General features: G+C 64.6%; 22 protein-coding genes. 2 read left to right on the plus strand and 20 right to left on the minus strand.

Annotation, left to right across the window (positions count from 1 at the left end):
* Positions 1 to 19: 19 nt before the first annotated feature.
* Complete coding sequence (lldD, locus tag CCX87_RS15585; protein WP_087747619.1) at positions 20 to 1,159, plus strand: FMN-dependent L-lactate dehydrogenase LldD; 1,140 nt, start codon at positions 20 to 22, stop codon at positions 1,157 to 1,159.
* Positions 1,160 to 1,241: 82 nt separating this feature from the next.
* Here the strand turns inward: lldD and CCX87_RS15590 are convergent, their stop codons facing one another.
* Both CCX87_RS15590 and CCX87_RS15595 read right to left on the minus strand, forming a co-directional pair.
* Positions 1,242 to 2,174, minus strand: coding sequence for a 2-hydroxyacid dehydrogenase (locus CCX87_RS15590; protein WP_087747620.1), 933 nt, complete (start codon positions 2,172 to 2,174; stop codon positions 1,242 to 1,244).
* A 46-nt stretch (positions 2,175 to 2,220) separates the two neighbouring features.
* The gene (locus tag CCX87_RS15595) at positions 2,221 to 4,035 is read right to left on the minus strand and encodes an ABCB family ABC transporter ATP-binding protein/permease (protein WP_087747621.1); all 1,815 of its coding nucleotides are present in this window, start codon (positions 4,033 to 4,035) and stop codon (positions 2,221 to 2,223) included.
* A gap of 40 nt (positions 4,036 to 4,075) precedes the next feature.
* On the opposite strand from CCX87_RS15595, the gene CCX87_RS15600 reads away from it, so the two are divergent.
* Complete coding sequence (locus tag CCX87_RS15600) at positions 4,076 to 4,489, plus strand: acyl-CoA thioesterase (RefSeq protein ID WP_087748404.1); 414 nt, start codon at positions 4,076 to 4,078, stop codon at positions 4,487 to 4,489.
* 78 nt (positions 4,490 to 4,567) lie between these two features.
* Here the strand turns inward: CCX87_RS15600 and CCX87_RS15605 are convergent, their stop codons facing one another.
* From CCX87_RS15605 to CCX87_RS15690, 18 genes are all read right to left on the minus strand, one after another.
* Positions 4,568 to 5,128, minus strand: a complete 561-nt coding sequence (locus CCX87_RS15605) for a bactofilin family protein (RefSeq protein ID WP_087747622.1) — start codon at positions 5,126 to 5,128, stop codon at positions 4,568 to 4,570.
* Between the two features lie 184 nt (positions 5,129 to 5,312).
* A complete protein-coding gene (locus CCX87_RS15610) occupies positions 5,313 to 6,089 on the minus strand; it encodes an enoyl-CoA hydratase (RefSeq protein WP_087747623.1) in 777 nt (258 codons plus the stop codon).
* Positions 6,090 to 6,147: 58 nt separating this feature from the next.
* Positions 6,148 to 6,972: an acyl-CoA thioesterase gene (locus tag CCX87_RS15615; RefSeq protein ID WP_087747624.1), complete on the minus strand. Its 825-nt coding sequence runs from the start codon at positions 6,970 to 6,972 to the stop codon at positions 6,148 to 6,150.
* Between the two features lie 267 nt (positions 6,973 to 7,239).
* Positions 7,240 to 8,439 (minus strand): acetyl-CoA C-acyltransferase, encoded by a 1,200-nt coding sequence (locus CCX87_RS15620; RefSeq protein ID WP_087747625.1) that lies wholly within the window; start codon positions 8,437 to 8,439, stop codon positions 7,240 to 7,242.
* Between the two features lie 12 nt (positions 8,440 to 8,451).
* The gene (locus CCX87_RS15625; RefSeq protein ID WP_087747626.1) at positions 8,452 to 8,964 is read right to left on the minus strand and encodes a DUF4442 domain-containing protein; all 513 of its coding nucleotides are present in this window, start codon (positions 8,962 to 8,964) and stop codon (positions 8,452 to 8,454) included.
* Between the two features lie 154 nt (positions 8,965 to 9,118).
* Positions 9,119 to 11,518, minus strand: a complete 2,400-nt coding sequence (locus CCX87_RS15630) for a 3-hydroxyacyl-CoA dehydrogenase/enoyl-CoA hydratase family protein (protein ID WP_087748405.1) — start codon at positions 11,516 to 11,518, stop codon at positions 9,119 to 9,121.
* Between the two features lie 56 nt (positions 11,519 to 11,574).
* Positions 11,575 to 12,009 carry a DUF2147 domain-containing protein gene (locus CCX87_RS15635; protein WP_087747627.1) on the minus strand — a complete coding sequence of 145 codons (435 nt, stop codon included), beginning with the start codon at positions 12,007 to 12,009 and terminating at the stop codon, positions 11,575 to 11,577.
* 56 nt (positions 12,010 to 12,065) lie between these two features.
* Positions 12,066 to 13,862: an acyl-CoA dehydrogenase C-terminal domain-containing protein gene (locus CCX87_RS15640; protein WP_087747628.1), complete on the minus strand. Its 1,797-nt coding sequence runs from the start codon at positions 13,860 to 13,862 to the stop codon at positions 12,066 to 12,068.
* Positions 13,863 to 13,866: 4 nt separating this feature from the next.
* Positions 13,867 to 14,571 carry a TetR/AcrR family transcriptional regulator gene (locus tag CCX87_RS15645; RefSeq protein WP_087747629.1) on the minus strand — a complete coding sequence of 235 codons (705 nt, stop codon included), beginning with the start codon at positions 14,569 to 14,571 and terminating at the stop codon, positions 13,867 to 13,869.
* A 171-nt stretch (positions 14,572 to 14,742) separates the two neighbouring features.
* Entirely contained in the window at positions 14,743 to 15,411 is a 669-nt protein-coding gene (gene slmA, locus CCX87_RS15650) for a nucleoid occlusion factor SlmA (RefSeq protein ID WP_087747630.1), read from the minus strand.
* Positions 15,412 to 15,589: 178 nt separating this feature from the next.
* Positions 15,590 to 17,059, minus strand: a complete 1,470-nt coding sequence (locus CCX87_RS15655) for a sensor histidine kinase (RefSeq protein ID WP_087747631.1) — start codon at positions 17,057 to 17,059, stop codon at positions 15,590 to 15,592.
* A 38-nt stretch (positions 17,060 to 17,097) separates the two neighbouring features.
* Positions 17,098 to 17,790 (minus strand): response regulator transcription factor, encoded by a 693-nt coding sequence (locus CCX87_RS15660; RefSeq protein ID WP_087747632.1) that lies wholly within the window; start codon positions 17,788 to 17,790, stop codon positions 17,098 to 17,100.
* A gap of 143 nt (positions 17,791 to 17,933) precedes the next feature.
* Positions 17,934 to 18,824 (minus strand): acetylglutamate kinase, encoded by an 891-nt coding sequence (argB, locus tag CCX87_RS15665; RefSeq protein WP_087747633.1) that lies wholly within the window; start codon positions 18,822 to 18,824, stop codon positions 17,934 to 17,936.
* An 87-nt stretch (positions 18,825 to 18,911) separates the two neighbouring features.
* Positions 18,912 to 20,792: an ArnT family glycosyltransferase gene (locus CCX87_RS15670; protein ID WP_087747634.1), complete on the minus strand. Its 1,881-nt coding sequence runs from the start codon at positions 20,790 to 20,792 to the stop codon at positions 18,912 to 18,914.
* Positions 20,785 to 21,792: a glycosyltransferase gene (locus tag CCX87_RS15675; RefSeq protein ID WP_087747635.1), complete on the minus strand. Its 1,008-nt coding sequence runs from the start codon at positions 21,790 to 21,792 to the stop codon at positions 20,785 to 20,787. The genes CCX87_RS15670 and CCX87_RS15675 overlap by 8 nt, the downstream gene beginning before the upstream one ends.
* Positions 21,793 to 21,797: 5 nt before the next feature.
* Entirely contained in the window at positions 21,798 to 22,151 is a 354-nt protein-coding gene (locus CCX87_RS15680) for a hypothetical protein (protein ID WP_087747636.1), read from the minus strand.
* Positions 22,152 to 22,291: 140 nt separating this feature from the next.
* A complete protein-coding gene (locus CCX87_RS15685; protein WP_087747637.1) occupies positions 22,292 to 23,395 on the minus strand; it encodes an MraY family glycosyltransferase in 1,104 nt (367 codons plus the stop codon).
* Positions 23,392 to 24,147, minus strand: a complete 756-nt coding sequence (locus CCX87_RS15690; protein WP_087747638.1) for a glycosyltransferase — start codon at positions 24,145 to 24,147, stop codon at positions 23,392 to 23,394. The genes CCX87_RS15685 and CCX87_RS15690 overlap by 4 nt, the downstream gene beginning before the upstream one ends.
* Positions 24,148 to 24,150 lie beyond the last annotated feature (3 nt).

The following is a 24,150-nucleotide window of genomic DNA, read 5'->3' on the forward strand; positions in this document are numbered from 1 at the left end:
CATCCATAAGAGAGCCATCGTGATCATCTCCTCCAGCGCCGACTACCGCGCAGCAGCGCAAAAGTTCCTCCCCCCCTTCCTGTTCCACTACATCGACGGCGGCGCCTACGCCGAGCAAACGCTACGCCGCAACGTGGATGACCTGGCCGCCGTGGCACTGCGCCAGCGCGTGCTCAAGGACATGAGCCAACTGGACACCAGCATCGAGCTGTTTGGCGAGAAACTCTCGATTCCCGTGGCGCTGTCACCCGTGGGCCTGACCGGCATGTACCGCCGCCGGGGTGAAGTGCAGGCCGCGCGCGCCGCCGACGCGCATGGCATTCCGTTCACCATGTCCAGCGTGTCGGTCTGCCCGATTGAAGAGGTGGCCCCCAAACTCAAGCGCCCCATGTGGTTCCAGCTGTACGTGCTGAAAGACCGGGGCTTCATGCAGAACGCGCTGGAGCGCGCGCAGGCCGCAGGCTGCTCTACCCTGGTGTTCACCGTGGACATGCCCGTGCCCGGCGCGCGCTACCGTGATGCGCATTCGGGCATGAGCGGCCCCAACGCCCCGCTGCGCCGCTACTGGCAGGCCATGACGCACCCGCGCTGGGCGGTGGATGTGGGGCTGCTGGGCCGCCCGCACGACCTGGGCAACATCTCGGCCTACCGCGGCAGCCCCACGGGCCTGCAGGACTACATGGGCTACCTGGGCGCCAACTTCGATCCCTCGATCTCGTGGAAAGACCTGGAGTGGATCCGCGCCTTCTGGAAGGGCCCGATGGTCATCAAGGGCATCCTGGACCCCGAAGACGCCAAGGACGCCGTGCGCTTTGGCGCCGACGGCATCATCGTCTCCAACCACGGCGGCCGCCAGCTCGACGGCGTGCTGTCGTCGGCGCGTGCATTGCCTGCCATTGCCGATGCGGTGAAGGGGCAGATCAAGATCCTGGCCGACTCGGGCATCCGCAACGGGCTGGACGTGGTGCGCGCCATCGCCCTGGGCGCGGACTGCGCCATGATCGGCCGCGCCTACATCTACGCGCTGGCAACGGCGGGCGAGGCCGGTGTGAAGCACCTGCTGGAGCTGCTGGAGAAAGAAATGCGCGTGGCCATGACCCTGACCAGCGTGGCCAAGGTGGCCGACATCACGGGGGACCTGCTGGTGCGCGAAGCCTGAACGGCGCCACACAGACCACAATCGCTATGCATTTAATAGCTGCTTGCGCTTGATAGATAAGCGCTAGAGGCCATTTTGATGCTCATAGCGGCGTCACAGGCGCCTCGCCCGCCAGGTGGCGGCGGGCGTTTTCCATGAAGCGATCCACCGAAGCCTGCACCGCTTCGGGCGACCAGCCCGCCACATGGGGCGTGAGCACCACGTTGTCCAGGTCCAGCAGCTCGGCCGGAGGCGCGGGCTCGCTCTCGTACACATCCAGGCCTGCTGCCGCAATGCGGCCTTCGCGCAGCGCGGCGGCCAGGGCGGTGGTGTCGATCACGCTGCCGCGCGCGATGTTGACCACCACGCCACGTGGACCCAGGGCGTTGAGCACCGTCGCGTTCACCAAGTGCTTGGTGCCTGCGCCGCCCGGCGTGGCGACCACGAGGAAGTCTGCCCACCCGGCCAGCGCCACCACATCGGCAAAGTAGCGGTAGGGCACGTCGGTGCGCGCGCTGCGGTTGTGGTAACCCACCTCGATCTCGAAGCCCAGCGCGCGCTGGGCGATCTTCTTGCCGATGGTGCCCAGGCCGATGATGCCCAAGCGTTTGTGCGACACGTTGGGCGGCAACGGCAAGGCCGTGCGCCAGATGCCTGCGCGCGTGGCCTTGTCCAGCGGCAGGATGCGGCGCTGCGCGGCAATCAGCAGGCCCCAGGCGTGGTCGGCCACACAGTCGTCGTTGGTGCCTGCGCCCGTGGCCACCACGATGCCGCGCGCCTTGGCGTGGGCCACGGCCACGTTCTCGTAGCCCGCGCCCAGCGTGCAGATCAGCGTGAGCGCAGGCAGCGCATCGATCTGCGCCGGGCCCAGGCCCACCGCACCGATGGTGAGCACCACGCGCACGCGGCTGCCGTGCTGCGCCATGGCGGCGGCGGCCTGCGGCGCGTCGGGGGCGTAGATCACTTCAAAGGTCTGGGCCATCTGGGCGATGTGCTCTTCAGACAGAAACATGAGGGCGAGAAGGACGGGCTTCATGGGTCAAAAATCGCGAAAGAAAAACAGAGAAAAATGAAGGTGCAGTTCAAGCGGCCGCATCACTTTGCTGGAGCGACCACATGCTCGCATAGCGCCCGCCCAGCGCCAGCAGCTCGCTGTGCGTGCCGCGCTCGACGATCTGGCCGGCATCCATCACCAAAATCTGGTGCGCATCGACCACGGTGGACAGGCGGTGGGCGATGAGCAGCGTGGTCTTGTTCTGCGCCACACCCTGCAGCTCGGCCTGGATGGCGCGCTCATTGGCCGAATCCAGCGCGCTGGTGGCCTCGTCAAAAATCAGCACCGGCGGGTTCTTGAGCAGCGTGCGCGCGATGGCCACACGCTGCTTTTCGCCGCCCGAGAGCTTGAGCCCCCGCTCGCCCACCATGGTGGCGTAGCCCTTAGGTGTGGAGGCGATGAAATCGTGGATGCGCGCGGCGCGGGCGGCTTCCTCGATGTCGGCCTGGCTGGCGCCGGGGCGGCCGTAGGCGATGTTGTAGGCCACCGTGTCGTTGAACAGCACGGTGTCCTGCGGCACGATGCCAATGGCCTGGCGCACGCTGGCCTGCGTCACATCGCGGATCTCTTGCCCCGCGATGGTGATGCGGCCTTGCTGGATGTCATAAAAGCGGAACAGCAGCCGCGCCAGTGTGGACTTGCCCGAGCCCGACGGGCCGACCACGGCCACCGTCTTGCCCGCCGGAATCTCGAAGCTGATGCCCTTGAGGATGGGCCGCGCCGGGTCGTAGGCAAATTGCACGTTTTCAAAGCGCACCGTGGGCTGGGCCAGCCCCACCAGCGGCTGCGCACCGGGGGCATCGGCCACCTCGCGCTCGCGGTCCATCAGCGTGAACATCTTGTCCAGGTCGGTCAGGCTCTGCTTGATCTCGCGGTAGATCACGCCCAGAAAGTTCAGCGGAATGTAGAGCTGGATCATGAAGGCGTTGACCATGACCAGGTCACCCAGCGTCATGCGGCCATCGACCACGCCCTGCGTGGCGCGCCAGAGCATAGCCACCAGGCCCGTGGCGATGATGAGCTGCTGGCCGGTGTTGAGCAGCGACAGCGAGCTTTGCGCCTTCAGGCGCGCGGTGCGCAGGCGCTGCAGGCTTTCGTCGTAGCGCCGGGCCTCGAAGCTTTCGTTGTTGAAGTATTTGACGGTTTCGTAGTTGAGCAGCGAATCGACGGCCTTGCTGTGCGCGGCCGAATCAAACTCGTTGGCCTGGCGGCGAAACTGCGTGCGCCACTCGGTCAGCACCACCGTGAAGGTGATGTAAAGCGCCAGCGCGGCCAGCGTGATCCAGGCAAACCAGGCATCAAAGCGCAGCGCCAGGATGGTCAGCACCATGAACACTTCGATCAGCGTGGCGCCGATGTTGAACAGCGTGAACGAGATCAGCGACTCGATGCCGCGCACGCCGCGCTCGATGTCGCGCGTCATGCCGCCGGTCTGGCGCTCCAGATGAAAGCGCAGGCTTAAAGCGTGCAGGTGCTCGAAGGTCTGCAGCGCAATCGAGCGCGCCGCGCCCTGCGTGGCCTTGGCAAACACCAGCTCGCGCAGCTCGGTGAACAGCGAGGTGGACAGGCGCAACAGCCCGTAGGCCAGCAGCAGCCCGGCCGGCACCACCAGCACGGCGGCCGGGTCGCCGGGTTTGAACGCCATGGCATCGACCAGGTTCTTGAGCAGCACCGGCACGCCAACGTTGGCGACCTTGGCGCCCACCATGAACACGATGGCCAACACCACGCGCCACTTGTATTGCCACAAATACGGCAGCAGGCGCGAGAGCGTAGCCCAATCGGAGCGCTTTTGCGCGGGATTTTCAGGAGAGGGGGGAGAAAGCTCGCCGTGGTGGCGCATGAAGGACAATTCCGATGGTTGTTTTACCGAGATTGTGCCTATGACCGACCTGCCCACCCTTGCCCCGCCCGCGTTGCCCTGCAGCCACGAGCTGGTACTCAAGGTCATCCCCATGCCCGCCGACAGCAATGCCAACGGCGACATCTTCGGCGGCTGGGTGATGGCGCAGGTGGACTTGGCCGGCGCCGTGCTGCCGGCGCGCTACATGCGGGGCCGCATGGCGACGGTGGCGGTGAAGGAATTCGTGTTCAAGCAGCCGGTGCGGGTGGGCGACATCCTGTCGTTCTTCTCCCACGTCACGCGCATCGGCCGCACCTCCATCACGGTGGATGTGGAGGTGTATGCCGAGCGCATGGCCCAGCAGGGCCAATACCTCAAGGTGACCGAGGCGCAACTGACCTATGTGGCCATCGACGCCGAAGGCCGGCCACGCCCGGTTCCCGTTCAGTCCTGAGCCTGCGGCGACCGGGCCCGTGGCGCCACAGGCGCGCCCCCGCCTGCGGGGCACGACCAGCGGGACAAGCCCCCCAGGTCAGGCAAGCGCCACTGCCGGCACCGGTGCGTCCACGGGCCGCGCAGCGCCCGCCGCGCGGGCAGTGGCGCCCACGACGCCCACCTCGATTTCACCCGACAGCTGGCCGCCCTCTTCCACCACCAGCTTGCCGTAGCGGATCTTCCCGCTGACCTTGCCGGTGGCAAAGACGACGAGCTTGTCGCGCACCGTGAGGGTGCCGTTGAATTCGCCGCGGATCTCGGCGATGTCGATGTCGGCCGAACCGCGGAACGCGCCCTGCTCGGCAATCTGGATGACCCGCGAATCCATTGTGGCTTCGACCGTGCCTTCCACCACCAGGGTGTCGCAATCGGTGATCTCCACCCCCTTGAGCTTGATGTTGGGGCCCACGGTGAGCTTGCTGCCGCTGCTTTCTGCGGGTGCCTTGGCTGCCGTTGCGGCCACCACGGTGGCGGCACTCGTGCTGGCCGATGCACTGGGCGCCACGCTGTTCACGCTGCTGCTGGGAGTGACCGGGTTGTGGCGGGGCTGGAAGGTTTCGGTTTCACGCTTGCCAAAAAAGGGGTTCTGCACGGCCATCGGATCTCCTTGAAAAGAAGGGATCGTAGAAGCGCCTGGTCATTTCACCTTACAGTCTCGCGCAAGATCGGTAACCAAATCGTTCTCCGGTTGCATGCACTTGCACCACTTGCACGGTCACACCGGTTGCGGAGCGTTCAAGGCGCGCTGCAGGTTGCAGCCGCTGACTGGAGCGGCGCTGATTTCAGCAGTTGCTGAAGTCGGGTTTGCGCTTTGCCATGAACGCGCCAAAGGCCTCGCGCGCGGCGGGCTCGCGCAGCATGCGGCCAAAGCTGGCGCCCTCCTCGGCCATCACGGCCAGCACCTGCGGGGTCTGGCCCTGTTTCATGAGGCGCTTGGTTTCGATCAGGGCCGTCAGCGGCTTGGCGGCCAGCTTGCGGGCCTGCGCCTGCGCCACGCCATTGCATTCCGTGGGCGGCACCACGCGGTTGACCAGGCCCACTTCCAGCGCGGCCTCGGCCATGAAGGGCTCACCCAGCAGCAGGGCTTCGGCGGCACGGTGGTAGCCCATCATCTGCGGCACCAGCAGGCTCGATGCGGCCTCGGGGCACAGGCCCAGGTTGACGAACGGCATGGAGAACGCCGCGTTGTCCCCGGCATAGACCAGATCGCAATGGAACAGCATGGTGGTGCCAATGCCCACGGCCGGGCCGCACACCGCCGCGATCACCGGCTTGGGGAAGGCGGCGATGCCGCGCAGGAAGCGGAACACGGGCGAATCCTGCGTAGAAGGTGGCTGCTGCAAAAAGTCGCCAATGTCGTTGCCGGCGCTGAAAACCGCCACATCGCCCTGGAACACCACCACGCGCACGCTGGCGTCGGCTTGCGCAGCGGCCAGCGCATCGGCCATGGCGGCGTACATGGTGGCGGTGATGGAGTTTTTCTTGTCCACGCGGTTGAAGGTGATGGTGGTCACGCCCGCTTCGGTGTGCACGAGGATGTCTTGGGTGGCTTCGGTCATGGTGGTCTTTGGGAGGTTCTGAATGGTGGGAGATAAAGGCGGCGCAGTGCCCCGTTTCTTACTCTTTGTAGTAAACAATCTGGTGGCTGGTGGCCAGCATGGTGCCCGCCTCGTTCCACAGCTGCACGGTCTGGTCAAAAAAGCCGTTGCGAAACTCCTGCCCGCGCGCCTGGCCGAGCAAGTAGCCCATGCCAGTCTCCTGCAACTGGGCCGCGCTGGCGTGAAAGTACACCGTGATGGACACGGTGCCCGCCGGCACGCGGTGCGCGCGGCGCAACCAGACGCGCGGAAAGAACACATCGGCCAGTGCGGCCAGCGCACAAAAATCGAGCGGGCGCGGAGGCGCATCGCGCATCCACAGCTGGGTCAGACTGTGGTCGCCGCTGCCGTCCCAGGCGCGCGGCAGTGTGCCGGTCACGGGCCGCATCTCATAGCGGCTGAGCCACTCCGAACCAAAGCCCGGCGGAATGGCGGGTAAGTCTGCCGGCTGCGGCACGCCGGGCATGGGCACGTCGCCCGCGCTCCAGGTCTCGCGGCGCACAGCCGTCACCGCCGTGGCGGTGGTGGTGACCACCTGGGCGCCCTCGGCGTCGGCCTGCAGGATCGACAGTGTCCAGTGCTGGGTAGAGCGGTTGGTGCGCACCGGCGTGGCCTGCACGGTGAATGGCCCCGCCATCAGGGCGCCTGCGTAATTGACGGTGAGCGACAGCGGGTCGCCCAGCCGCGCGGGATGCAGCAGAACGGCCTGCAGCATCGTCGCTGCGGTGATGCCGCCAAACGGCCCCACCATGTTCCAGTAGCCCGCATGGGTGGTGCCTTCGTATTGGCCGGGGGTCGAGGACGACAGCTGCAACGCTTCGTCCAGAGGATGAATGGAAGTCATGCCGCAAGTGTGCCGCGAAATGGGTGGTGGTTGCGCAGGCTGGTGAAGTTGGAGTGGTTCGTGCTGGGCTGAGGGGCTTCGACAGGCTCAGCCCGAACGGTGGGGGAGGACTGGGGTCCGCATCTCCTGCCTTCACACCCTGCCCTCAAGGGCGTAGCGAGCGGGCGTCAGGCTAGGCGCGGGGGCGGGAAACCGGAACGTACTTCCTGTACGTGAGGATTTCCCGACGGCCCCCGCAACGACGCATCACGCCCGCTCGGTAGCCAGTTACACCGCCTCGAAGATGCCGGCGGCGCCTTGTCCCATGCCTACGCACATCGTGACCATGCCGTACTTGAGCTTGTTGCGCCTGAGCGCATGCACCACCGTGGCCGAGCGGATTGCGCCCGTGGCACCCAGCGGATGCCCCAGCGCAATCGCGCCGCCCATCGGGTTCACCTTGGAAGCATCGAGCCCCAGCGTGTTCATCACCGCCAGCGACTGCGCCGCAAACGCCTCGTTCAGCTCGAACCAGTCGATGTCCTGCTGCTTGAGCCCCGCGTAACGCAGCGCCGCAGGAATCGCCTCGATGGGGCCAATGCCCATGATGTGCGGTGGCACGCCCTTGGCGGCGTAGCTCACAAAGCGCGCCAGCGGCGTGAGGCCAAAGCGCTTGATGGCCGACTCGCTCGCCAGGATCAGCGCGCCTGCGCCGTCGCTGGTCTGCGAGCTGTTGCCCGCCGTGACGGAGCCGCGCGCGGCAAACACCGTGCGCAGCTTGGCCAGGCCCTCGAGCGACGTATCGGCGCGTGCGCCTTCGTCCAGGCCCACGGTGCGGGTGGTGGCGATGGACTCGCCGGTTTCGAGGTTGGCCGTGCGGTCGGTCACGTCGATGGGCGTGATCTCGTCGGCAAAGTAGCCGGCCTTTTGCGCGGCCAGGGCTTTCAGGTGAGACTGCAGCGCAAACTCGTCCTGCGCTTCGCGGCTCACCTTCCACTGCTGGGCGACCTTCTCGGCCGTGAGACCCATGCCGTAGGCAATGCCCACGTCGCCCTCGCGCTCGAAGATCGAAGGTGAGAGGGATGGCGAGTTGCCCATCATGGGCACCATGCTCATGCTTTCCACCCCGGCGGCGATCATCACCTCGGCCTCGCCCACGCGGATGCGGTCGGCGGCCATCTGCACGGCCGACAGGCCCGATGCGCAAAAGCGGTTCACGGTGATGCCGCCAACGCTGGTGGGCAGCCCCGCCAGCACCGCGCCGATGCGCGCGACGTTCAGGCCCTGCTGGGCTTCGGGAATGGCGCAGCCGCAGATGATGTCTTCGATCGCTGCGGGGTCGAGCCCCGGCGCTGCGGCCAGCGCGGCGCGGAGCGTGGTCGCCAGCAGGTCATCGGGACGCATGTTGCGAAAGAAGCCGCGGTGCGAGCGCCCGATGGGCGTGCGCGTGGCCGCGACGATGTAGGCTTCCTGGACTTGTTTGGCCATGGGGTAACTCCTTCAATTCTTGGCGGGGCGGCTGGATGGAACCCAGGCCCACGTAAATGCACATTCGACCGGCTCCACGCCGGCTTCGTCGGTCACGGTGACCTTGACCTGAACCTCTCCCTTGTCGCTGGCCTGCATGGCGGCGCGCTGCTCTGCCGTGAGCGTGGCCACGGCCTTGAGCGCCCCGGTGGCGCGCTTGCGAAAGGCCATGCTCAGGTCTTTCGCCAGCGGCAGGCAGTCGTCGCGCACGTTCATGCCCACGACCATGCCCGTGGCCGTTTCGGCCAGCAGGTTCATGGCCGAGGCGTGCACGCCGCCGATGTGGTTTTGCACGCGATGCTCGTTGGCCAGGCGCACCTCCACCCGCTCGGGCGCCAGCGACACAAACTGCACCCCGGCCGTGCCGGTGAAAGGCACAGCGCGGCGCAGGATGATGTTCTGCACGAAGCCGCGCATAAACGCGGGGGCCTCGTCCAGGCGCATCAGCGAGCGCTGCAGTTTGTTTGGGACCTGTGCGCTGCTCATGGCGGTTGCCCGCTGTGCTGCGCACCGCCAGCATCGCAAGAAACTGGCTCGGCCCACACCAGTGCACCCGTGGAACTGGCTTTGCCAGGCCACCGGGTGCGTCCCCCTCCCGAAGGAGAGGGGGAAGGCGCGAAGCGACTCAGGGGGTGCTTCATCAGTTCCTCACCGGCTTGCCGGTGTTCAGCATGCCCAGGATGCGCTCTTGCGTCTTGGGGTGCTCGATGAGTGAACAAAACGCCTTGCGCTCCAGCGCCATCAGGTACTCCTCGCTCACCAGCGTGCCCGCATCCACGTCGCCGCCGCAGACCACTTCGGCGATCAGGCTGGCGATGTGGAAGTCGTGCTGGCTGATGAAGCCGCCGCCCTGCATGTTCACCAGCGAGCCCTTGATGGTGGCGATGCCGCTGCGGCCCGCCACCGGGAACAGGCGCTTGTGCGGCGCGCGCCAGCCGCCATTGGCCAGGGCCTTGGCTTCGTTGATGGCGGTGTAGAGCAGTTCATCCTTGTGCGGCACGATGACATCGCTCTCGAGCAGGTAGCCCAGCTTGCGCGATTCGAGCGCGCTGGTGCCCACCTTGGCCATCGCGGCGGCGGTGAAGCCTTCGGTCAGGAAGGGCAGGATGTCCTTGCCCGTGGAGGTGGCGGCGTTCTCGGCCGCGCGGCGGGCGATGTAGGTCAGGCCGCCAGCGCCGGGCACCAGGCCCACGCCCACTTCGACGAGGCCGATGTAGCTTTCCATGTGCACCACCCGGCGCGCCGAGTGCACGGCCAGCTCGCAGCCACCGCCCAGCGCCATGCCGCGCACGGCCGACACCACGGGCACATTGGCGTAGCGCAGGCGCAGCATGGTTTGCTGCATTTCGTGCTCCGCGCCCTCGACCGCGCTGACGCCGGCGATCATGAAGGCGGGCAGCATGGCCTGCAGGTCGGCGCCCACGCTGAAAGGCTCATCGCCCGACCAGACCACCACGCCCTGGTAATCCTTCTCAGCCAGCTCCACGGCCAGGTTCAGGCCCTCGCACACGTCGGGGCTGATGGCGTGCATCTTGGTCTTGATGCTGGCAATCAGCACCTCGTCATTGAGCGTCCACAGACGGATCGCATCGTCTTCGTGCAGCGTCTTGCCGGCGGTCTTGAAGTCGGGCAGCGATTCGCCCAACAGTTTTTCAGGGAAATGCTGCCTGGCGTAGACAGGCAAAGCGCGGCGCGCTACAAATTTGTTAGCAGATGCGCTCCACGAGCCTTGCGCGGTGTGCACGCCACCGGCCTCGGCCACGGGGCCCTTGAAGACCCACTCGGGCAGCGGCGCGCGGCTCAGCGCCTTGCCTGCGTCGATGTCTTCCTGGACCATCTTCGCCACGTCGAGCCAGCCAGCCTCCTGCCACAACTCGAACGGGCCCTGCTGCATGCCAAAGCCCCAGCGCATGGCCTGATCCACGTCGCGCGCGTTGTCGGCGATGGTGCCCAGGTGAACCGCAGCGTAGTGGAAGCTGTTGCGCAAAATGGCCCAGAGGAACTGGCCCTGCGCGCCTTCGGCATTGCGCAGGAGCTTCAGGCGCTCGGCGGCAGGCTTCTTGAGCATGCGGCCATACACCTCGTCGGCCTTCTGGCCGCCGGGCACGTACTCTTCGGCCTCCAGGTCAAAGCGCAGCACATCGCGGCCGACCTTCTTGTAGAAACCGGCCTTGGCCTTCTGGCCCAGGTTGCCCAGTTCCAGCAGCTTCTTGAGCACCACAGGGGTTTCAAAGCTGCCGTAGAACGGGTCGCTCTTTTCGTCGAGGTTGTCCTGCAGCGTCTTGATGACGTGGGCCATGGTATCGAGGCCCACCACGTCGGCGGTGCGGAACGTGCCGCTCGATGCGCGGCCGAGCTTCTTGCCCGTGAGGTCGTCCACCACGTCATAGGTCAGACCGAAGTTCTCGACCTCCTTCATCGTGGCCAGCATGCCGGCAATGCCGACGCGGTTGGCGATGAAGTTGGGCGTGTCGTGCGCGCGCACCACGCCCTTGCCCAGGCCGCTGGTCACGAAGGCTTCGAGCTGGTCGAGCACTTCGGGGGCGGTGGTGGGGGTGTTGATCAGCTCCACCAGCGTCATGTAGCGCGGCGGGTTGAAGAAGTGGATGCCGCAAAAGCGCGGCTTGATGTTCTCGGGCAGCGCTTCGCTCAGTTTCGTGATCGACAGGCCCGAGGTGTTCGATGCCACGATGGCGTGCGGTGCGACAAACGGCGCGATCTTCTTGTACAGGTCAAGCTTCCAGTCCATGCGCTCGGCGATGGCCTCGATGATGAGGTCGCAGTCGCGCAATTGCTCCAGATGCTCTTCGTAGTTGGCCTGCTGAATCAGTGCGGCATCGTCCGCCACGCCCAGCGGCGCGGGTTTGAGCTTCTTGAGGTTGTCGATGGCACGGGTCACGATACCGTTCTTGGCGCCTTCCTTGGCAGGCAGGTCGAACAGCACCACGGGTACCTTGACGTTGACCATGTGCGCAGCGATCTGCGCGCCCATCACGCCTGCGCCGAGGACGGCGACTTTCTTCACTTGAAATCGGGACATGTCTTTCGTTCCTTGTTTTTGGCCTTGCAGCGCTGCGCGCACGCAACGCGATGGCGTCACTGCACCCGGACCCAGGTTTGCGTGCGGCCAAAGGGGCCGATGGAGCCGCGCACTTCGAGCTTCTTGCCGCCCTCGACAGGCGTCATGCGCAGCGTGTAGTTGCGGCCGTTCTCGGGATCGAGAATCTTGCCGCCCTCCCACACATCCTTGCCTTCGGCCTTTTTGGCGCCGCGAATGATTTCCAGGCCCAGCAGCGGCTTGTCCTTGCGGTCGTCGCTGCACTCCTTGCACAGGTCATCGGGCCTGGCGTCCTTGGCCAGGCGCTTTTCGAGCACGCCATGCAATGCGCCGCCGTTGTCACGGATGCGGATTTCTGCCTTGGCCTCGCCGGTCTTGTCGTCGATGTTGCGCCACAGTCCCTCGGGCGTCATCTGCGCCCAGACAGGCGCTGCAGACGCTATTAAAATAATAGCTGTTACCGCTTTATACATAAGGGCTCCAGTGCTAAAAAGCTTGAAATCCGTCATATCCGCCGATGTGCCACCGTTCAGGCCAGCGCCAGGTCGGTGTCCATCAGCACCTTGCTGCCGGCGCGCGCCGTGCGCATGAGCGTGGCGGTTTCGGGGAACAGCTTGGCGAAGTAAAAGCGCGCGGTCTGCAGCTTGGCGCCATAGAACGGGTCCGCATTGCCAGCGGCGATTTCGCGCAGGGCCACCTGGGCCATGCGGGCGAAGAAGTAGCCAAACACCAGGTGGCCGGCCACGCGCAGGTAGTCCACGGCGGCGGCGCCCACTTCGTCGGGGTTTTGCAGGCCCTTGAAACCAATCTCGGTGGTGAACTTGGTCATCTGGTCGCCCAGGTAGGCGATGGGATTGATGAACTCGGCCATCTTCTCGTTGACGCCTTCTTCCTCCACCAGCGCGCCCACCAGCTTGCCAAATTTCTTGAGCGAGGCGCCGTTGTTGCCCAGGATCTTGCGGCCCAGCAGGTCCAGCGACTGGATGGTGTTGGTGCCTTCGTAGATCATGTTGATGCGCGCGTCGCGCACATGCTGCTCCATGCCCCATTCCTTGATGTAGCCATGGCCGCCAAAGACCTGCTGGCACATCACGGTGGCTTCAAAGCCGTTGTCGGTGATGAAGGCCTTCACGATGGGAGTCAGCAGGGCCAGCATTTCGCCGGAGTCCTTGCGCACCTTTTCGTCGGGGTGGCTCAGTTCCTTGTCCAGCAGCACGGCACAAAAGCACTGCAGCGCGCGGGCGCCTTCGGCATAGGCCTTGGCCGTGAGCAGCATCTTGCGCACGTCGGGGTGCACGATGATGGGATCGGCCGGCTTGTCCTTGGCCTTGGTGCCCGAAAGGCTGCGCATCTGGATGCGGTCCTTGGCATAGGCCAGCGCGTTTTGGTAAGCCACTTCGGTCAGGCCCAGCGACTGGTTGCCCACGCCCAGACGGGCGGCGTTCATCATCACAAACATGGCAGCCAGGCCCTTGTGCGGCTGGCCCACCAGGGTGCCGATGGCGCCGTCAATGGCGATCTGCGCCGTGGCGTTGCCGTGGATGCCCATCTTGTGCTCCAGGCCCGTGCAGTAGATGGGGTTGCGCTCGCCCAGCGAGCCGTCGGCGTTCACGTGGTACTTGGGCACCACGAACAGGCTGATGCCTTTGCTGCCCTTGGGCGCATCGGGCAGGCGGGCCAGCACCAGGTGCACGATGTTGGCGGCCATGCCGTGCTCGCCAGCGCTGATGAAAATCTTGTTGCCAGTGATCTTGTAGGTGCCGTCGCCCTGGGGTTCGGCCTTGGTGCGCAGCAGGCCCAGGTCGGTGCCGCAATGGGGTTCGGTCAGGCACATGGTGCCGGTCCACTCGCCGCTGGTCAGCTTGGGCAGGTACAGGGCTTTTTGCTCGTCGGTGCCGTGCGCGTGCAGGGCTTCATAGGCGCCGTGGCTCAGGCCGGGGTACATGGTCCAGGCCTGGTTGGCCGAGTTCATCATCTCGTACAGGCACTGGTTCAGCACAAAAGGCAGGCCCTGGCCACTGTAGGCGGTGTCGCAGCTCAGGGCCGCCCAGCCACCTTCCACATATTTGTCGTAAGCGTCCTTGAAGCCGGTGGGGGTCTTGACCTCGTGGGTGGCTTGGTCGAGCACACAGCCTTCGGTGTCGCCGCTGATGTTCAGCGGAAAGATCACTTCAGAGGCGAACTTGCCAGCCTCTTCAATCACGGCGTTGACCGTGTCCACATCCACCTCGGCATGCTGGGGCATTGCCTTGAACTCGTCGGTGACCTTGAAGACTTCGTGCATGACGAATTGCATGTCGCGCAGGGGCGGCGTGTAGGTAGGCATGGGGTTACTCCTTGTTGGCTTGGATGGAAACGGGGCGACCCTTGGCGGCAGCCGGTTGGCTGCAGCGGGCCAGAATGTTGTTGAACCCCGTGATGGCCCGATCGATGGACCCCGGGGTTTGCAGAAAACGTGCTTCGTAGTGCAGCGCCAGAATGAGACCGTGGATTTCAAACAGCATCTGCTCGGGGCTCACCTCGTCGCGCAGCTGGCCGAGCTCCTTGCAATGCTCGATGGCGCGCTTCATGGCGGCGTGCCAGGTCATCACCGAGCTGACCAGCGCGTCGCGCACCAGGCCCGTGCGGTCGCCAAACTCGATGGCGCCGCTGATGTAGATGCAGCCCGAATCGATTTCGATCGAGGTGCGCTTCATCCAGTTGTCAAACAGGGCCCGCAGACGCGCCACGCCGCGCGGTGCCTCCATGGCCGGGTAGAACACTTCCTGCTCGAAACGCGTGTGGTATTCGCGGATGACCGAGATCTGCAGTTCTTCGCGCGAACCGAAATGGGCAAAGACGCCCGACTTGCTCATGCCGGTGATGTCGGCCAGCGCACCAATCGACAGCCCTTCCAGGCCAATGTGGGTGGCCAGGCCCAGGGCGGCTTCCACGATGACGGCCTTGGTCTGCTGGCCCTTTTGCAGCGCGCGGCCCGTTCCGCTGGCAGAGCGTGAAATACGGGTGATGGGACGGGGTTGGGTGGGTGAGGACATGCAAAATAAAACGAACGTTCGTTCTATTTTGCAGTATTTTTTATCGTGCGCCCCATGTCCCTGAAATAAATTTGGAGGCTTCTGTCGCCGGGCGTTGTTCACGCGCCACCGGCCAGTGTTGCCATGCGGGCGGACGGCTCGCCTGCTTTGCGGCCGCAGGCGTCTGGGCCATCAAAGCATCAGCGCGAGGCTAGCGTCCAGATGATCTGTTGGCAATCGACGAAAACCCGAACGCGCGTAGCGCTGCAACCGCCCCAGCGTGAAGGAGGTCAGCACACTGGCCGCCACTTGGGCATCCACCGTGGGCGTGGAAGAACCCGCCGCGCCCGCTGCTGCGCGCAGGCACTGGCGCAGCGCAGATTCGATGCGCTCAAAAAACTGGTTCATGCGCTGCTGCAGGCGTTCGTGCTCCAGCACCAGCGCATCGCCTACCATCACGCGCACCAGGCCCGGGTTGCGCTCGCCAAACTGCAGCAGCAGCGCCACCACGCGCGCCGCCTGGTGGGCGCCGCCTTCCACGGGTTGTCCCGCATCGGCCAGATCGCGCCCAACAATCTGCGTCACCCGCGTGAATATGGCCTCTTCGATGAAGTCGATCAGGCCCTCGAACATCTGGGCCTTGCTGGCGAAGTGGCGGTACAGGGCCGCTTCACTCACCGACAGGCGCGCAGCCAGCGCCGCCGTGGTGATGCGCTCGGCCCCTGGTTGCTCCAGCATCTCTGCCAGCGCCTGCAGGATCTGCGCCCGGCGCTCGCCCGGTTTGGGCCGCTTGCGCGCAGCGGCGCTGTCGGCCGCATCGGCAGTGCTGACGGGCTCGGGGGTGGGCAAAAGTTCAGACATGCAGGAATGAAGAATGGCAAGCACCGGCCCCGCGCACACCGCCAAGGCACCCAAGCGCGCTGGGCAGGCAGTGAACGCACTTGGCGTTGATGGCGTTCATGGGCAGGGCGTAAATCATGTGTGGAAATGATTCTCGCACAGCCCCTCGGCACCACCGGCAGGCGTCTGGACCCCGGGTTCAGGCGCCCGCCGCCGCCAGCTCTGGCGGAAAAACCACCGTCACCACCAGCCCACGCCCTTGCACACCAGGCCCCAAGGCCAGCAATGCGTGGTGCACGCGCGCAATCTCGTCGGCAATGGCCAGCCCCAGGCCAGTGCCCTCGCCCACCGTGCCGGGCACCCGGTAAAAGCGCTGCATCACGCGCCCGCGCTCGGCCTCCGGAACACCGGGGCCGTCGTCTTCCACCTGCAAAAACACCCGGGGTGGGCCCAGGGCATTGCGCCGCACACCGCAGCGAATGGTGACCACGCCACCCGCCGGCGTGTACTTGATGGCGTTGTCCACCAGGTTGGACAGCAGTTCGCGCAGCAACCAGCCGTGGCCGGTCACATGCACCGGTTGCACATCGAGCCCCAGGTCGAGCCCCTTGCCCGTGGCCGCATCCAGAAAGGCTTCGAGCAAGGTTTCGCAAAGGTCTTTCAGGCCCACGCGCTGCGAGGGCTGGGCATCCAGGCTGCGCGCATCCGCCCGCGACAGGGCCAGCAACTGGTGCGCCAGCTGCGAGGTGCGGCGCGTGGCATCCCGCAGCTTTTCGATCTGATCAACTCCTAAAACAATAGCACCTTGCGCACGTCCCTCCTGCGCTAGAGGCTGTTTTTTATCCAAATTCAGCGACAGCGGCGCAGGCACGGCGGCGCGCGCCATCATGGCCCAGGCTTCCACCTGGGCCTGCAGGCCGGCCAGCGGCGTACGCAGCTGGTGCGCCGCGTCCGCCACAAAGCGGCGCTGCCCTTCGGCCTGCGCGTTCACCAGGGCGAACAGGCGATTGAGCGAATGCACCAGCGGGCGCACCTCTGCGGGCGATGCGGCTTCGTCGATCGGACTCAGGTCGCGGGGGGAGCGGCACTCCACCGCGTGCGCCAAATCCACCAGCGGCTTGAAGGCCCGCCGCACGGCCCAGTGGATGGCCAGCCCGGCCGCGCCCACCAGCACCAGGTTGGGCAGCAACACCCGCAGCAGCAACTGCTGCGCCCATTGCTGGCGCGGATCCGACCCGTCGGCCAGCGCCACCACCAGCTCACCCGCACCGGTGCGCCCGCGCTGCACCGCCACGCGGTAAGTGACGCCGCCATATTCCACGCTGTGGAACTCGGGCGCCTGCGTGGTGGGCACGTCAGCATGCACCCAGGCATCGCCAAGCAACAGGCGGCCCGAGGTGTCGCGCACGCTGTACGCCGCGTAACCCGCGTTCTGGCGCAAAAAGTCTTCCACCGGCGGTGCCAGCAGCAGCAAGGGCGGTTCGCGGTCGTGGATCGGCGGGGCCAGCACCGAATCGGCCAGGGCCGGCAGCAGGCGCAGCAGGCGCAGGTCGTGCCGCTCTGCAGCCTCGTCCGCCGAGCGGTAATCAAGCCAGATGCCCACCAGGGCCAGCGCCATCAGCGGCAGCACCAGCAACAGCAGCAGCCGATTGCGCAGATCGGACGTCATCGCGCGAAGTCGGGGCCGCTGCATGGTGGCGCGCAGATTTACTGCGGTTGCAATTCCAGCCGGTAGCCAAAGCCGCGAATGGAGCGCAGGGCCACGCCATGCGGCTCCAGCTTGCCGCGCAGCCGCGACACATAGACCTCGACGGCGTTGGGCGTGATCTCCTTGTCCCAACCGGTCAGCGCCTGCAGCAGCTTGTCTTTGCTGGCCGGCTTGGGGGCGTGGATCAGCAGGTATTCCAGCACCGTCCATTCACGGGGGCCGAGATCAATCACCTGCTCGGCATCATCCAGCCGGATGCTGGCGCGTCGCCCGGCGGTGTCGAGTTCCAGCGGGCCAAAGCTCAGCACTGCCGTGGTGGCTGCTTGCGAACGGCGCAACAAGGCGCGCAAGCGCGCCAGCAGCTCGGGCAACTCGAAGGGCTTGACCATGTAATCGTCGGCCCCCAGGTCCAGCCCCTGCACCCGGTCGTGCAGGGCATCGCGCGCGGTGAGGATCAGCACCGGCATGGCGGGGCTGGCCATGCCGGGGCGGCGCAGGCGGCGCGTCAGCTCCAGGCCGTCCATGGCGGGCAGGCCGATGTCAATGATGGCCGCATCGAACGACTCGGTGCGCAGCACCTCTTCAGCGCGCTCGCCACTGCCCACCCAATCGACGGCATAGCCGGCGTCGGTGAGCCCCAGCTTGATGCCGCTGGCCACCATGACGTCGTCTTCGACCAGCAGCAGCCGCATGTCAACGCCCTACGGCGCAACGCACAGTCCAAAGCCGATGGAACTGGCGCTGCAAAGGCCAGTGCCACCGTGGAACTGGCTTTGCCAGGCCACGGGTGGCGTCCCCCTGGGGGGAAGGCGCGAAGCGACTCAGGGGGGGCATCTCAATGACTACGAATCATGGTGCCGTAAGCCTGATCGGTCAGGATTTCCAGCAACATGGCGTGCGGCACGCGGCCGTCGATGATGTGCACGGCATTCACGCCGGCGCGGGCGGCGTCCAGCGCGCCGGCAATCTTGGGCAGCATGCCGCCCGAGATGGTGCCATCGGCAAACAGCGCATCGATCTCGCGCGCCGTCAGGTCGGTCAGCAGCTTGCCTGCCTTGTCCAGCACGCCGGGGGTGTTGGTCAGCAGCATGAGCTTTTCCGCCTTGAGCACCTCGGCCAGCTTGCTGGCCACCACGTCGGCGTTGATGTTGTAGCTCTCGTTGTTTTCGCCAAAGCCGATGGGGCTGATGACGGGGATGAAGGCATCGTCTTGCAGCGCCTTGACCACGCTGGGATCGATAGAGACGATGTCGCCCACTTGGCCCACGTCGTGCTCGATGTTCGGGTCCTTGTTGTCCAGCATCTTGAGCTTTTGCGCGCGGATCATGCCGCCGTCGCGCCCCGTCAGGCCCACAGCCTTGCCGCCGGCCTGATTGATCAAGCCCACAATGTCCTGCTGCACCTCACCAGCCAGCACCCATTCGACCACTTCCATGGTTTCGGCGTCGGTCACGCGCATGCCCTGGATGAAATGGCCCTTCTTGCCCAGGCGATTGAGCGCCGTCTCGATCTGCGGACCGCCCCCGTGCACCACCACCGGGTTCATGCCCACCAGCTTGAGCAGCACCACGTCCTCGGCAAAGTCGGCCTGCAGGTCGGGGTCGGTCATGGCGTTGCCGCCATATTTGATGACCATGGTCTTGCCATGGAACTTGCGGATATAGGGCAGCGCCTGGGCCAGGATTTCAGCCTTGTCGCGGGGTGCTATCGAAAGAAGGTCGGTCATAGGGGGCAAAGCCATGAAATTACGTAGTTAGTACGTGTGATCAAAAAATAGCGGCGACAGGGCCGGATAAACGCTTGATACGATAGCTCAGAAAGGGGGCCGAGCGGACTCTTTCAATGCGTACAGGTATCCGCTACCGTGTGTAGCAATCAAATCGAGGTGCTCAGAAAACTCGCCCTTGTCAAACGGAAACCGTTCTGCATGGATCAACACCATCCGGATCCCGAAGCGATTCATTAAATTCAGCACTTGAGTGGAACGAATGCGGCAACTGTCGTCGCAAACAATGGCCTGAGAAAAAGAAGCAGGCCCGAACCAATCTCCTACCAACTGACCGCTGTAAAAAAAGAAGGCATTTTCAAAACCGAAGTTTAGAACTCGGTGGCCATGCTGTGCCTGCAGCGCCTGCGCACGCTCCAGCAAAATCACGTCACTACGCCCCGCGCGTTGCGCCTGCACCGTCGGCTGCTGCCACTGCTTGCTGCCAGTGATCCCCACATGGACCAACATCAGCGCCGATGCAGCGACGGCCAGCAATGCCCCAGCGCCGCGCACCGGTGGGAGTTTCGCAGCGCCCCAAACCAGCAAGTAGCGCACAGGCGCCAAGGCCAACAACGCGCCCAGTGGCAGGACAGGCATCAGGTAGCGGGAGACCTGGCTGACCCAGAACCAAAAAAGTACCAATAAAACGACTACCAGCCAAATCAGCAGCCACGGGCGGCGGCGCCCCCATGCAAACACCGGGATTACAAGAGCTGCGCACAGGAAAATGGCCTCAACTTTCAGCAAGCCATCAAGGAAATTCGCCCACCGCTTGGGGACTCCGTGCACTGCCTGCTCTGCAACTTGAGCCTGTAGATCCTGCGGCGTCCACAGGTAGTAACCAAACACACTGCCACCGGCAGGATGGATAGGGTCGCCTGTAACCCAGTAGCTGCGCAAATACCAGAATACACAAACTGCCAGACAGGCAAATCCATACCAAGCAAGATTGCGTAAGGTTTGACGCAAAGGCCCCGACAAGACCATTACCCCAATGCCAACTGCTGCAGCCACCACCAGACCGTGCAGTTTGATGCCACTGGCGATGCCCGCACACAACCCCGCCAGCAGAAGCCACCGGTGCTCTTTGCGCCCGTCGGCCTGCACCCATACCACCGCTGCCAACCCCGCCGCCGTACCATACAACCCCAACAGCACGTCCAGGTAGGCAAATCCCAGGATGCTTTCCACCAAAGGCATGCGCACGTAAATCAGCCACGCCGCCACCCCCCATGCGGCGTGCCCCAAAAGCCAGCGGCCCGCGCCCATCAGCCCCAGCAAGGTCACCACCACAGGCCAATTGGCGAGCCACTGCGCCAGGGATGCGTCCAGCAGCAGGCCGGCAGCAAACAGCAACTGGGCATAGGCCGGAAAGTAGGGAAAGCGCAGCCACTCGTTCGCCACCAGCCCATGGTGCTCAACGATGGTGCGCGCCAGCGGAAGGTGGTAGGCGGTATCGTCCCAGTGACCGGGAAAGCGCCAGGCAGCCATGCCCATAAAGACCATGCCGACCAGCAGGACCGCCCACTCCCACAGCGCAACACCTGCCCCCGCCGCGCCAGCCGGCCCATCGATCGCATCGCCCCGAGCCAGGGCCTGGGGCGGAGGCCGCCGCTTCAACCACAAGGCTGCCAGGGCCACGGGCACACAAGCCCCCAGGATGCCAGGCACATGAAAGGCGCCCACCAACGCCAGCCCCAAAAGCACCAGCATGGCGCCACCGATGCCCAACACCTGCTGAAAGAACAGAACCAGAAGGGCCGGTAAGCCGCGCGCACCGCCTGCAGCCTGCCAAATTGCGCGCCAAAGAGTCCAGCCCATGAGCTGGAACAGCAGAACGGCGCCAACTCCGGCAGTCATCACCGACCAGGCAGGTACTCCGTATCCGCTTTGAACTGAAAGAGCCGCCAGCACCCGGTCAGGCATCCGGCTCCCCTGTTGCCGGTGAGGCTTCCAGCAAATCCGGCTCACCAAGCCGGCCCAGCAAACGGCTCAAGGGTTCAGTGGGCGCACTGCTGACGTCATAGTGCAGAAATGCGATCAGAAACTGGATGCCGACCATGATGGGCAGGGCGCTCAGCATGACCGTGCCACTGGTGGCGGGTTGGTTGCGCCAGATACTTTCGATCCAGTGCCAGCCGCCGAACAATACCCCGGCCAGCAGCAAAACCACCCCGAAAATACTGTAGAGCGACCCAACGTTGAAATCGCGCACAAGGTAGTTGTACACATAACGCCGCCATAACCGCGACGCATGCTTGCGCATGAACTCCGGGAGCACCTGTTTGATTCGCAACCCGGACTGCTCGTCCGCGTAGACGCTATCCATGGGCACATCACGAACCACCGCCCGAAGGGTGTTCAGGCGAAAAAGCATATCGCTCTCGAAGAAATAGCGTTTTTCCAGCTTGTCCAGAGGCAGTTCACGCAATGCGGTGATGTGAATAGCGGTATAGCCATTGGTGGGATCCATGATCCGCCAATAACCACAGGTGAGCTTGGTCAAGAATGAAAGGGCCGCATTGCCAAACAAGCGCACGAAAGGCATGCCGCTCACCGATTCAGGCCGGAAAAAGCGGTTGCCTTTGGTGTAATCGGCCAGGCCCAGCATGATGGGACGCACAAAAAACGGCAGCAACCGGGGATCCATCTGGCCATCCCCGTCGATTTTCACGACGACATCGACGTCATCCTGGATGGCCTGGCGATAGGCAGTCGCAATGGCACCGCCCACGCCTTGGTTCTCAACGTGAAACAACACCTGCACCCTGGGATCGGTGCAGTGCGTCCGAATGAACTCCCCACTGCCGTCAGGGCATGCATCGTCCACCGCATAAATACGTTCCACCGACCCGGGTATGGCATCAATGACGGCCATGACATGCCGGGTCACCCGATAGCAGGGAATGGCCACCGCGACGCGCATGGCGTTCAAGGAGTCACCTGCGCTGCCAGGGTCACGCCCACCACGATGAAGCCTCCGCCCACCAGGGTCTGCCAATGCAAGGGCTCACCCAGAAAATACCAACCGATCACCGGGACAAACATGAAAGCCAGGCCCATGAAGGGATACGCCAGATGCAAGGGCGCGCTGCGCAATATCCAGACCCAAAGCACCGTGGTGAGTCCATACAAGGCAAGCGCCACCAGCAGCCACCCATTGAAAAACCAGTCTCCCAACTGCGCCTGCACGGGCAATGCCATGGCGGCCTTTTTGAAAAGCAGTTGACCCAGGGAAATTCCGACCACGCACAACACCGTGAGCAACATCAAAGGAATCGACATAAATAAAAATAAGACTCCATGCCTGCAGAACCGATTTTCAGGAACCCGTCATTGCGACCCAGCCAACCACAGGAACCCCGGCACTTGCCGCCTGGCCTTTGTATCAGCCGCCAGTCTGCCGTTTCAGTCCGGACAGGCGTTCAGCCCTTGACCCAGCCCGGTACCTTGAACCGAACTATAGCCATGTAAGCCACCACGTAGCTCACCACAAAAAGCACACAGAAACAGATCAGCAAGATGGTGTTGTTCCAAAACAGCACTGCCGGCACCACCGTCAGCAGCGTGAAGCACCATAGATAGGGCGACGTGCGGTTATTGCGCATGAGCATGCGGCGGGACTCGTCATCATGGAACACCCTGCGCACGATGCGCCGATAGATCAACTGGTGGAAATGTAACGCATCTGCCACCCCTGGCGACACCCCGCGAGCCACCTTGCGGTAGATGGAAAAAATCGTTTCCCACACCGGATAGATCAAAAGCAGCATGGGAAACCACGGTGAGACATCCGCATTGCGCTGCACCAGGGAAATGCTGGCCATGGCAATCACCACGCCCCAGATGTAAGCCCCGCCATCGCCGGCAAACAACATGCCACGCGGGTAGTTCCAGATAAGAAACCCCCCGGTCGCAGCCGCCAAGGTGACCAGCAGCGCCGCCAGCCCCCGGTCACCCACCTGCAGCGCCACATGGGCCAACGCCAGGCAGACGATGATGGCCACCATGCCCGCCAGACCGTTATAACCGTCGATGATATTGAAGGCGTGGGGTAACCCCGTCACGGCCAGCAGGGCAATCCACAGGCCCAGCCAAGGCGCAGCCACCAGCAGGGCGTCCAGCCATGGCAAACCCAAGCGCGGCACGGCCATGTCCAGCAAGTTGACGGCCAGCAGGCCCGAGATGCCGGTGAAGGCCAGGCGATAGCGCACCGTCAACCGCTGGGTCAGGTCTTCGGCAATCCCACTCACCGCCGCTGGCAGCAGCACCAACAGCCACAACCCCACCCAGCCGCCCAGCCGCAGTGAACCGGTGTCCCCCCACCATTGCGACTGCGCCACCCCCAGCGCCCAACTGCAACCCATGCCCAACAGCACGGCAGCACCACCTACACGGGGCACATCGCCCAGGTGAAAGCGCTGGGGCATGCCATTGCCATACCTGCAAGCGTGCCCGCTCATCCAGCGAACGATAAGCCCAGCAGCCAGCGCCGCCACCATAAAAGCAACCAAAGATAACCAGATCATGAGCGACCGATGGTATCCGCGCCCTTGCCCTGCGCACGTAACAATTGGCACGCCTGCCTGTACACCGGCGAACGCCACAGGCGCAGCAGACTTTGCACATGCCAGCGCAGGTGCTCCCAGCGCCGGTGGCTGGCGCGCTGCCCGGCGTGCACCACCTGCCCCTGCGCGCGCGCCAGCGTCAGACCCGCCAGGCGCAGACGCAGGCACAGGTCCACATCCTCACAGTACATGAAATAGGCCTCTTCAAATCCACCCAGCCGCTGCCACACAGGTTGCGGCATCACGAGGCAAGCGGCATTCACCCAATCCACCCGGGTCTCGCGCCGCCGCAGCATATGGCGGCGCAACAGTGCAATGGGAGTGGGCAAATCGCGCTCGCTGTCCTGCCGATTACCGGCGTCATCGAACTGAGCGGGATAGGAGCAGCCCACTCCGGGCTGCGCCGCTGCCAGGACCATCGCCTCCAAGGGATCACAACGATCCCACCGAACATCAGGGTTGAGCACGCACACGAAGGGCTCGGCGGCACCGGCCAAAGCGCGGTTATGGTTGGCACCAAAACCCAAGGGGTGCGCGTTGTGTACGATCTGCAGCACGAACGGCCAACCGCTGGACGGAGCCCGAGGCTCTGCCTCGGGCTGATTGAGCGTGAGCACCACACGGGAGACCGTGGCCGCACTGAACTGGGCCAAGTCGTTCAGCAGGGCCTGCACCTGCGGTTGGTGTCCATGGCTCACCACGGAGACAACCAAGGG

Source organism: Acidovorax sp. T1 (genome assembly GCF_002176815.1).
Taxonomy (GTDB): domain Bacteria; phylum Pseudomonadota; class Gammaproteobacteria; order Burkholderiales; family Burkholderiaceae_C; genus Acidovorax.

Bases quoted from the DNA above. Each gene is read 5' to 3' on its own strand.
- CCX87_RS15590 (WP_087747620.1), bottom strand. From the start codon at position 2,174: ATGAAGCCCGTCCTTCTCGCCCTCATGTTTCTGTCTGAAGAGCACATC.
- CCX87_RS15595 (WP_087747621.1), bottom strand. From the start codon at position 4,035: ATGCGCCACCACGGCGAGCTTTCTCCCCCCTCTCCTGAAAATCCCGCG.
- CCX87_RS15600 (WP_087748404.1), top strand. From the start codon at position 4,076: ATGACCGACCTGCCCACCCTTGCCCCGCCCGCGTTGCCCTGCAGCCAC.
- CCX87_RS15605 (WP_087747622.1), bottom strand. From the start codon at position 5,128: ATGGCCGTGCAGAACCCCTTTTTTGGCAAGCGTGAAACCGAAACCTTC.
- CCX87_RS15610 (WP_087747623.1), bottom strand. From the start codon at position 6,089: ATGACCGAAGCCACCCAAGACATCCTCGTGCACACCGAAGCGGGCGTG.
- CCX87_RS15615 (WP_087747624.1), bottom strand. From the start codon at position 6,972: ATGACTTCCATTCATCCTCTGGACGAAGCGTTGCAGCTGTCGTCCTCG.
- CCX87_RS15620 (WP_087747625.1), bottom strand. From the start codon at position 8,439: ATGGCCAAACAAGTCCAGGAAGCCTACATCGTCGCGGCCACGCGCACG.
- CCX87_RS15625 (WP_087747626.1), bottom strand. From the start codon at position 8,964: ATGAGCAGCGCACAGGTCCCAAACAAACTGCAGCGCTCGCTGATGCGC.
- CCX87_RS15630 (WP_087748405.1), bottom strand. From the start codon at position 11,518: ATGTCCCGATTTCAAGTGAAGAAAGTCGCCGTCCTCGGCGCAGGCGTG.
- CCX87_RS15635 (WP_087747627.1), bottom strand. From the start codon at position 12,009: ATGTATAAAGCGGTAACAGCTATTATTTTAATAGCGTCTGCAGCGCCT.
- CCX87_RS15640 (WP_087747628.1), bottom strand. From the start codon at position 13,862: ATGCCTACCTACACGCCGCCCCTGCGCGACATGCAATTCGTCATGCAC.
- CCX87_RS15645 (WP_087747629.1), bottom strand. From the start codon at position 14,571: ATGTCCTCACCCACCCAACCCCGTCCCATCACCCGTATTTCACGCTCT.
- slmA (WP_087747630.1), bottom strand. From the start codon at position 15,411: ATGTCTGAACTTTTGCCCACCCCCGAGCCCGTCAGCACTGCCGATGCG.
- CCX87_RS15655 (WP_087747631.1), bottom strand. From the start codon at position 17,059: ATGACGTCCGATCTGCGCAATCGGCTGCTGCTGTTGCTGGTGCTGCCG.
- CCX87_RS15660 (WP_087747632.1), bottom strand. From the start codon at position 17,790: ATGCGGCTGCTGCTGGTCGAAGACGACGTCATGGTGGCCAGCGGCATC.
- argB (WP_087747633.1), bottom strand. From the start codon at position 18,824: ATGACCGACCTTCTTTCGATAGCACCCCGCGACAAGGCTGAAATCCTG.
- CCX87_RS15670 (WP_087747634.1), bottom strand. From the start codon at position 20,792: ATGCCTGACCGGGTGCTGGCGGCTCTTTCAGTTCAAAGCGGATACGGA.
- CCX87_RS15675 (WP_087747635.1), bottom strand. From the start codon at position 21,792: ATGCGCGTCGCGGTGGCCATTCCCTGCTATCGGGTGACCCGGCATGTC.
- CCX87_RS15680 (WP_087747636.1), bottom strand. From the start codon at position 22,151: ATGTCGATTCCTTTGATGTTGCTCACGGTGTTGTGCGTGGTCGGAATT.
- CCX87_RS15685 (WP_087747637.1), bottom strand. From the start codon at position 23,395: ATGATCTGGTTATCTTTGGTTGCTTTTATGGTGGCGGCGCTGGCTGCT.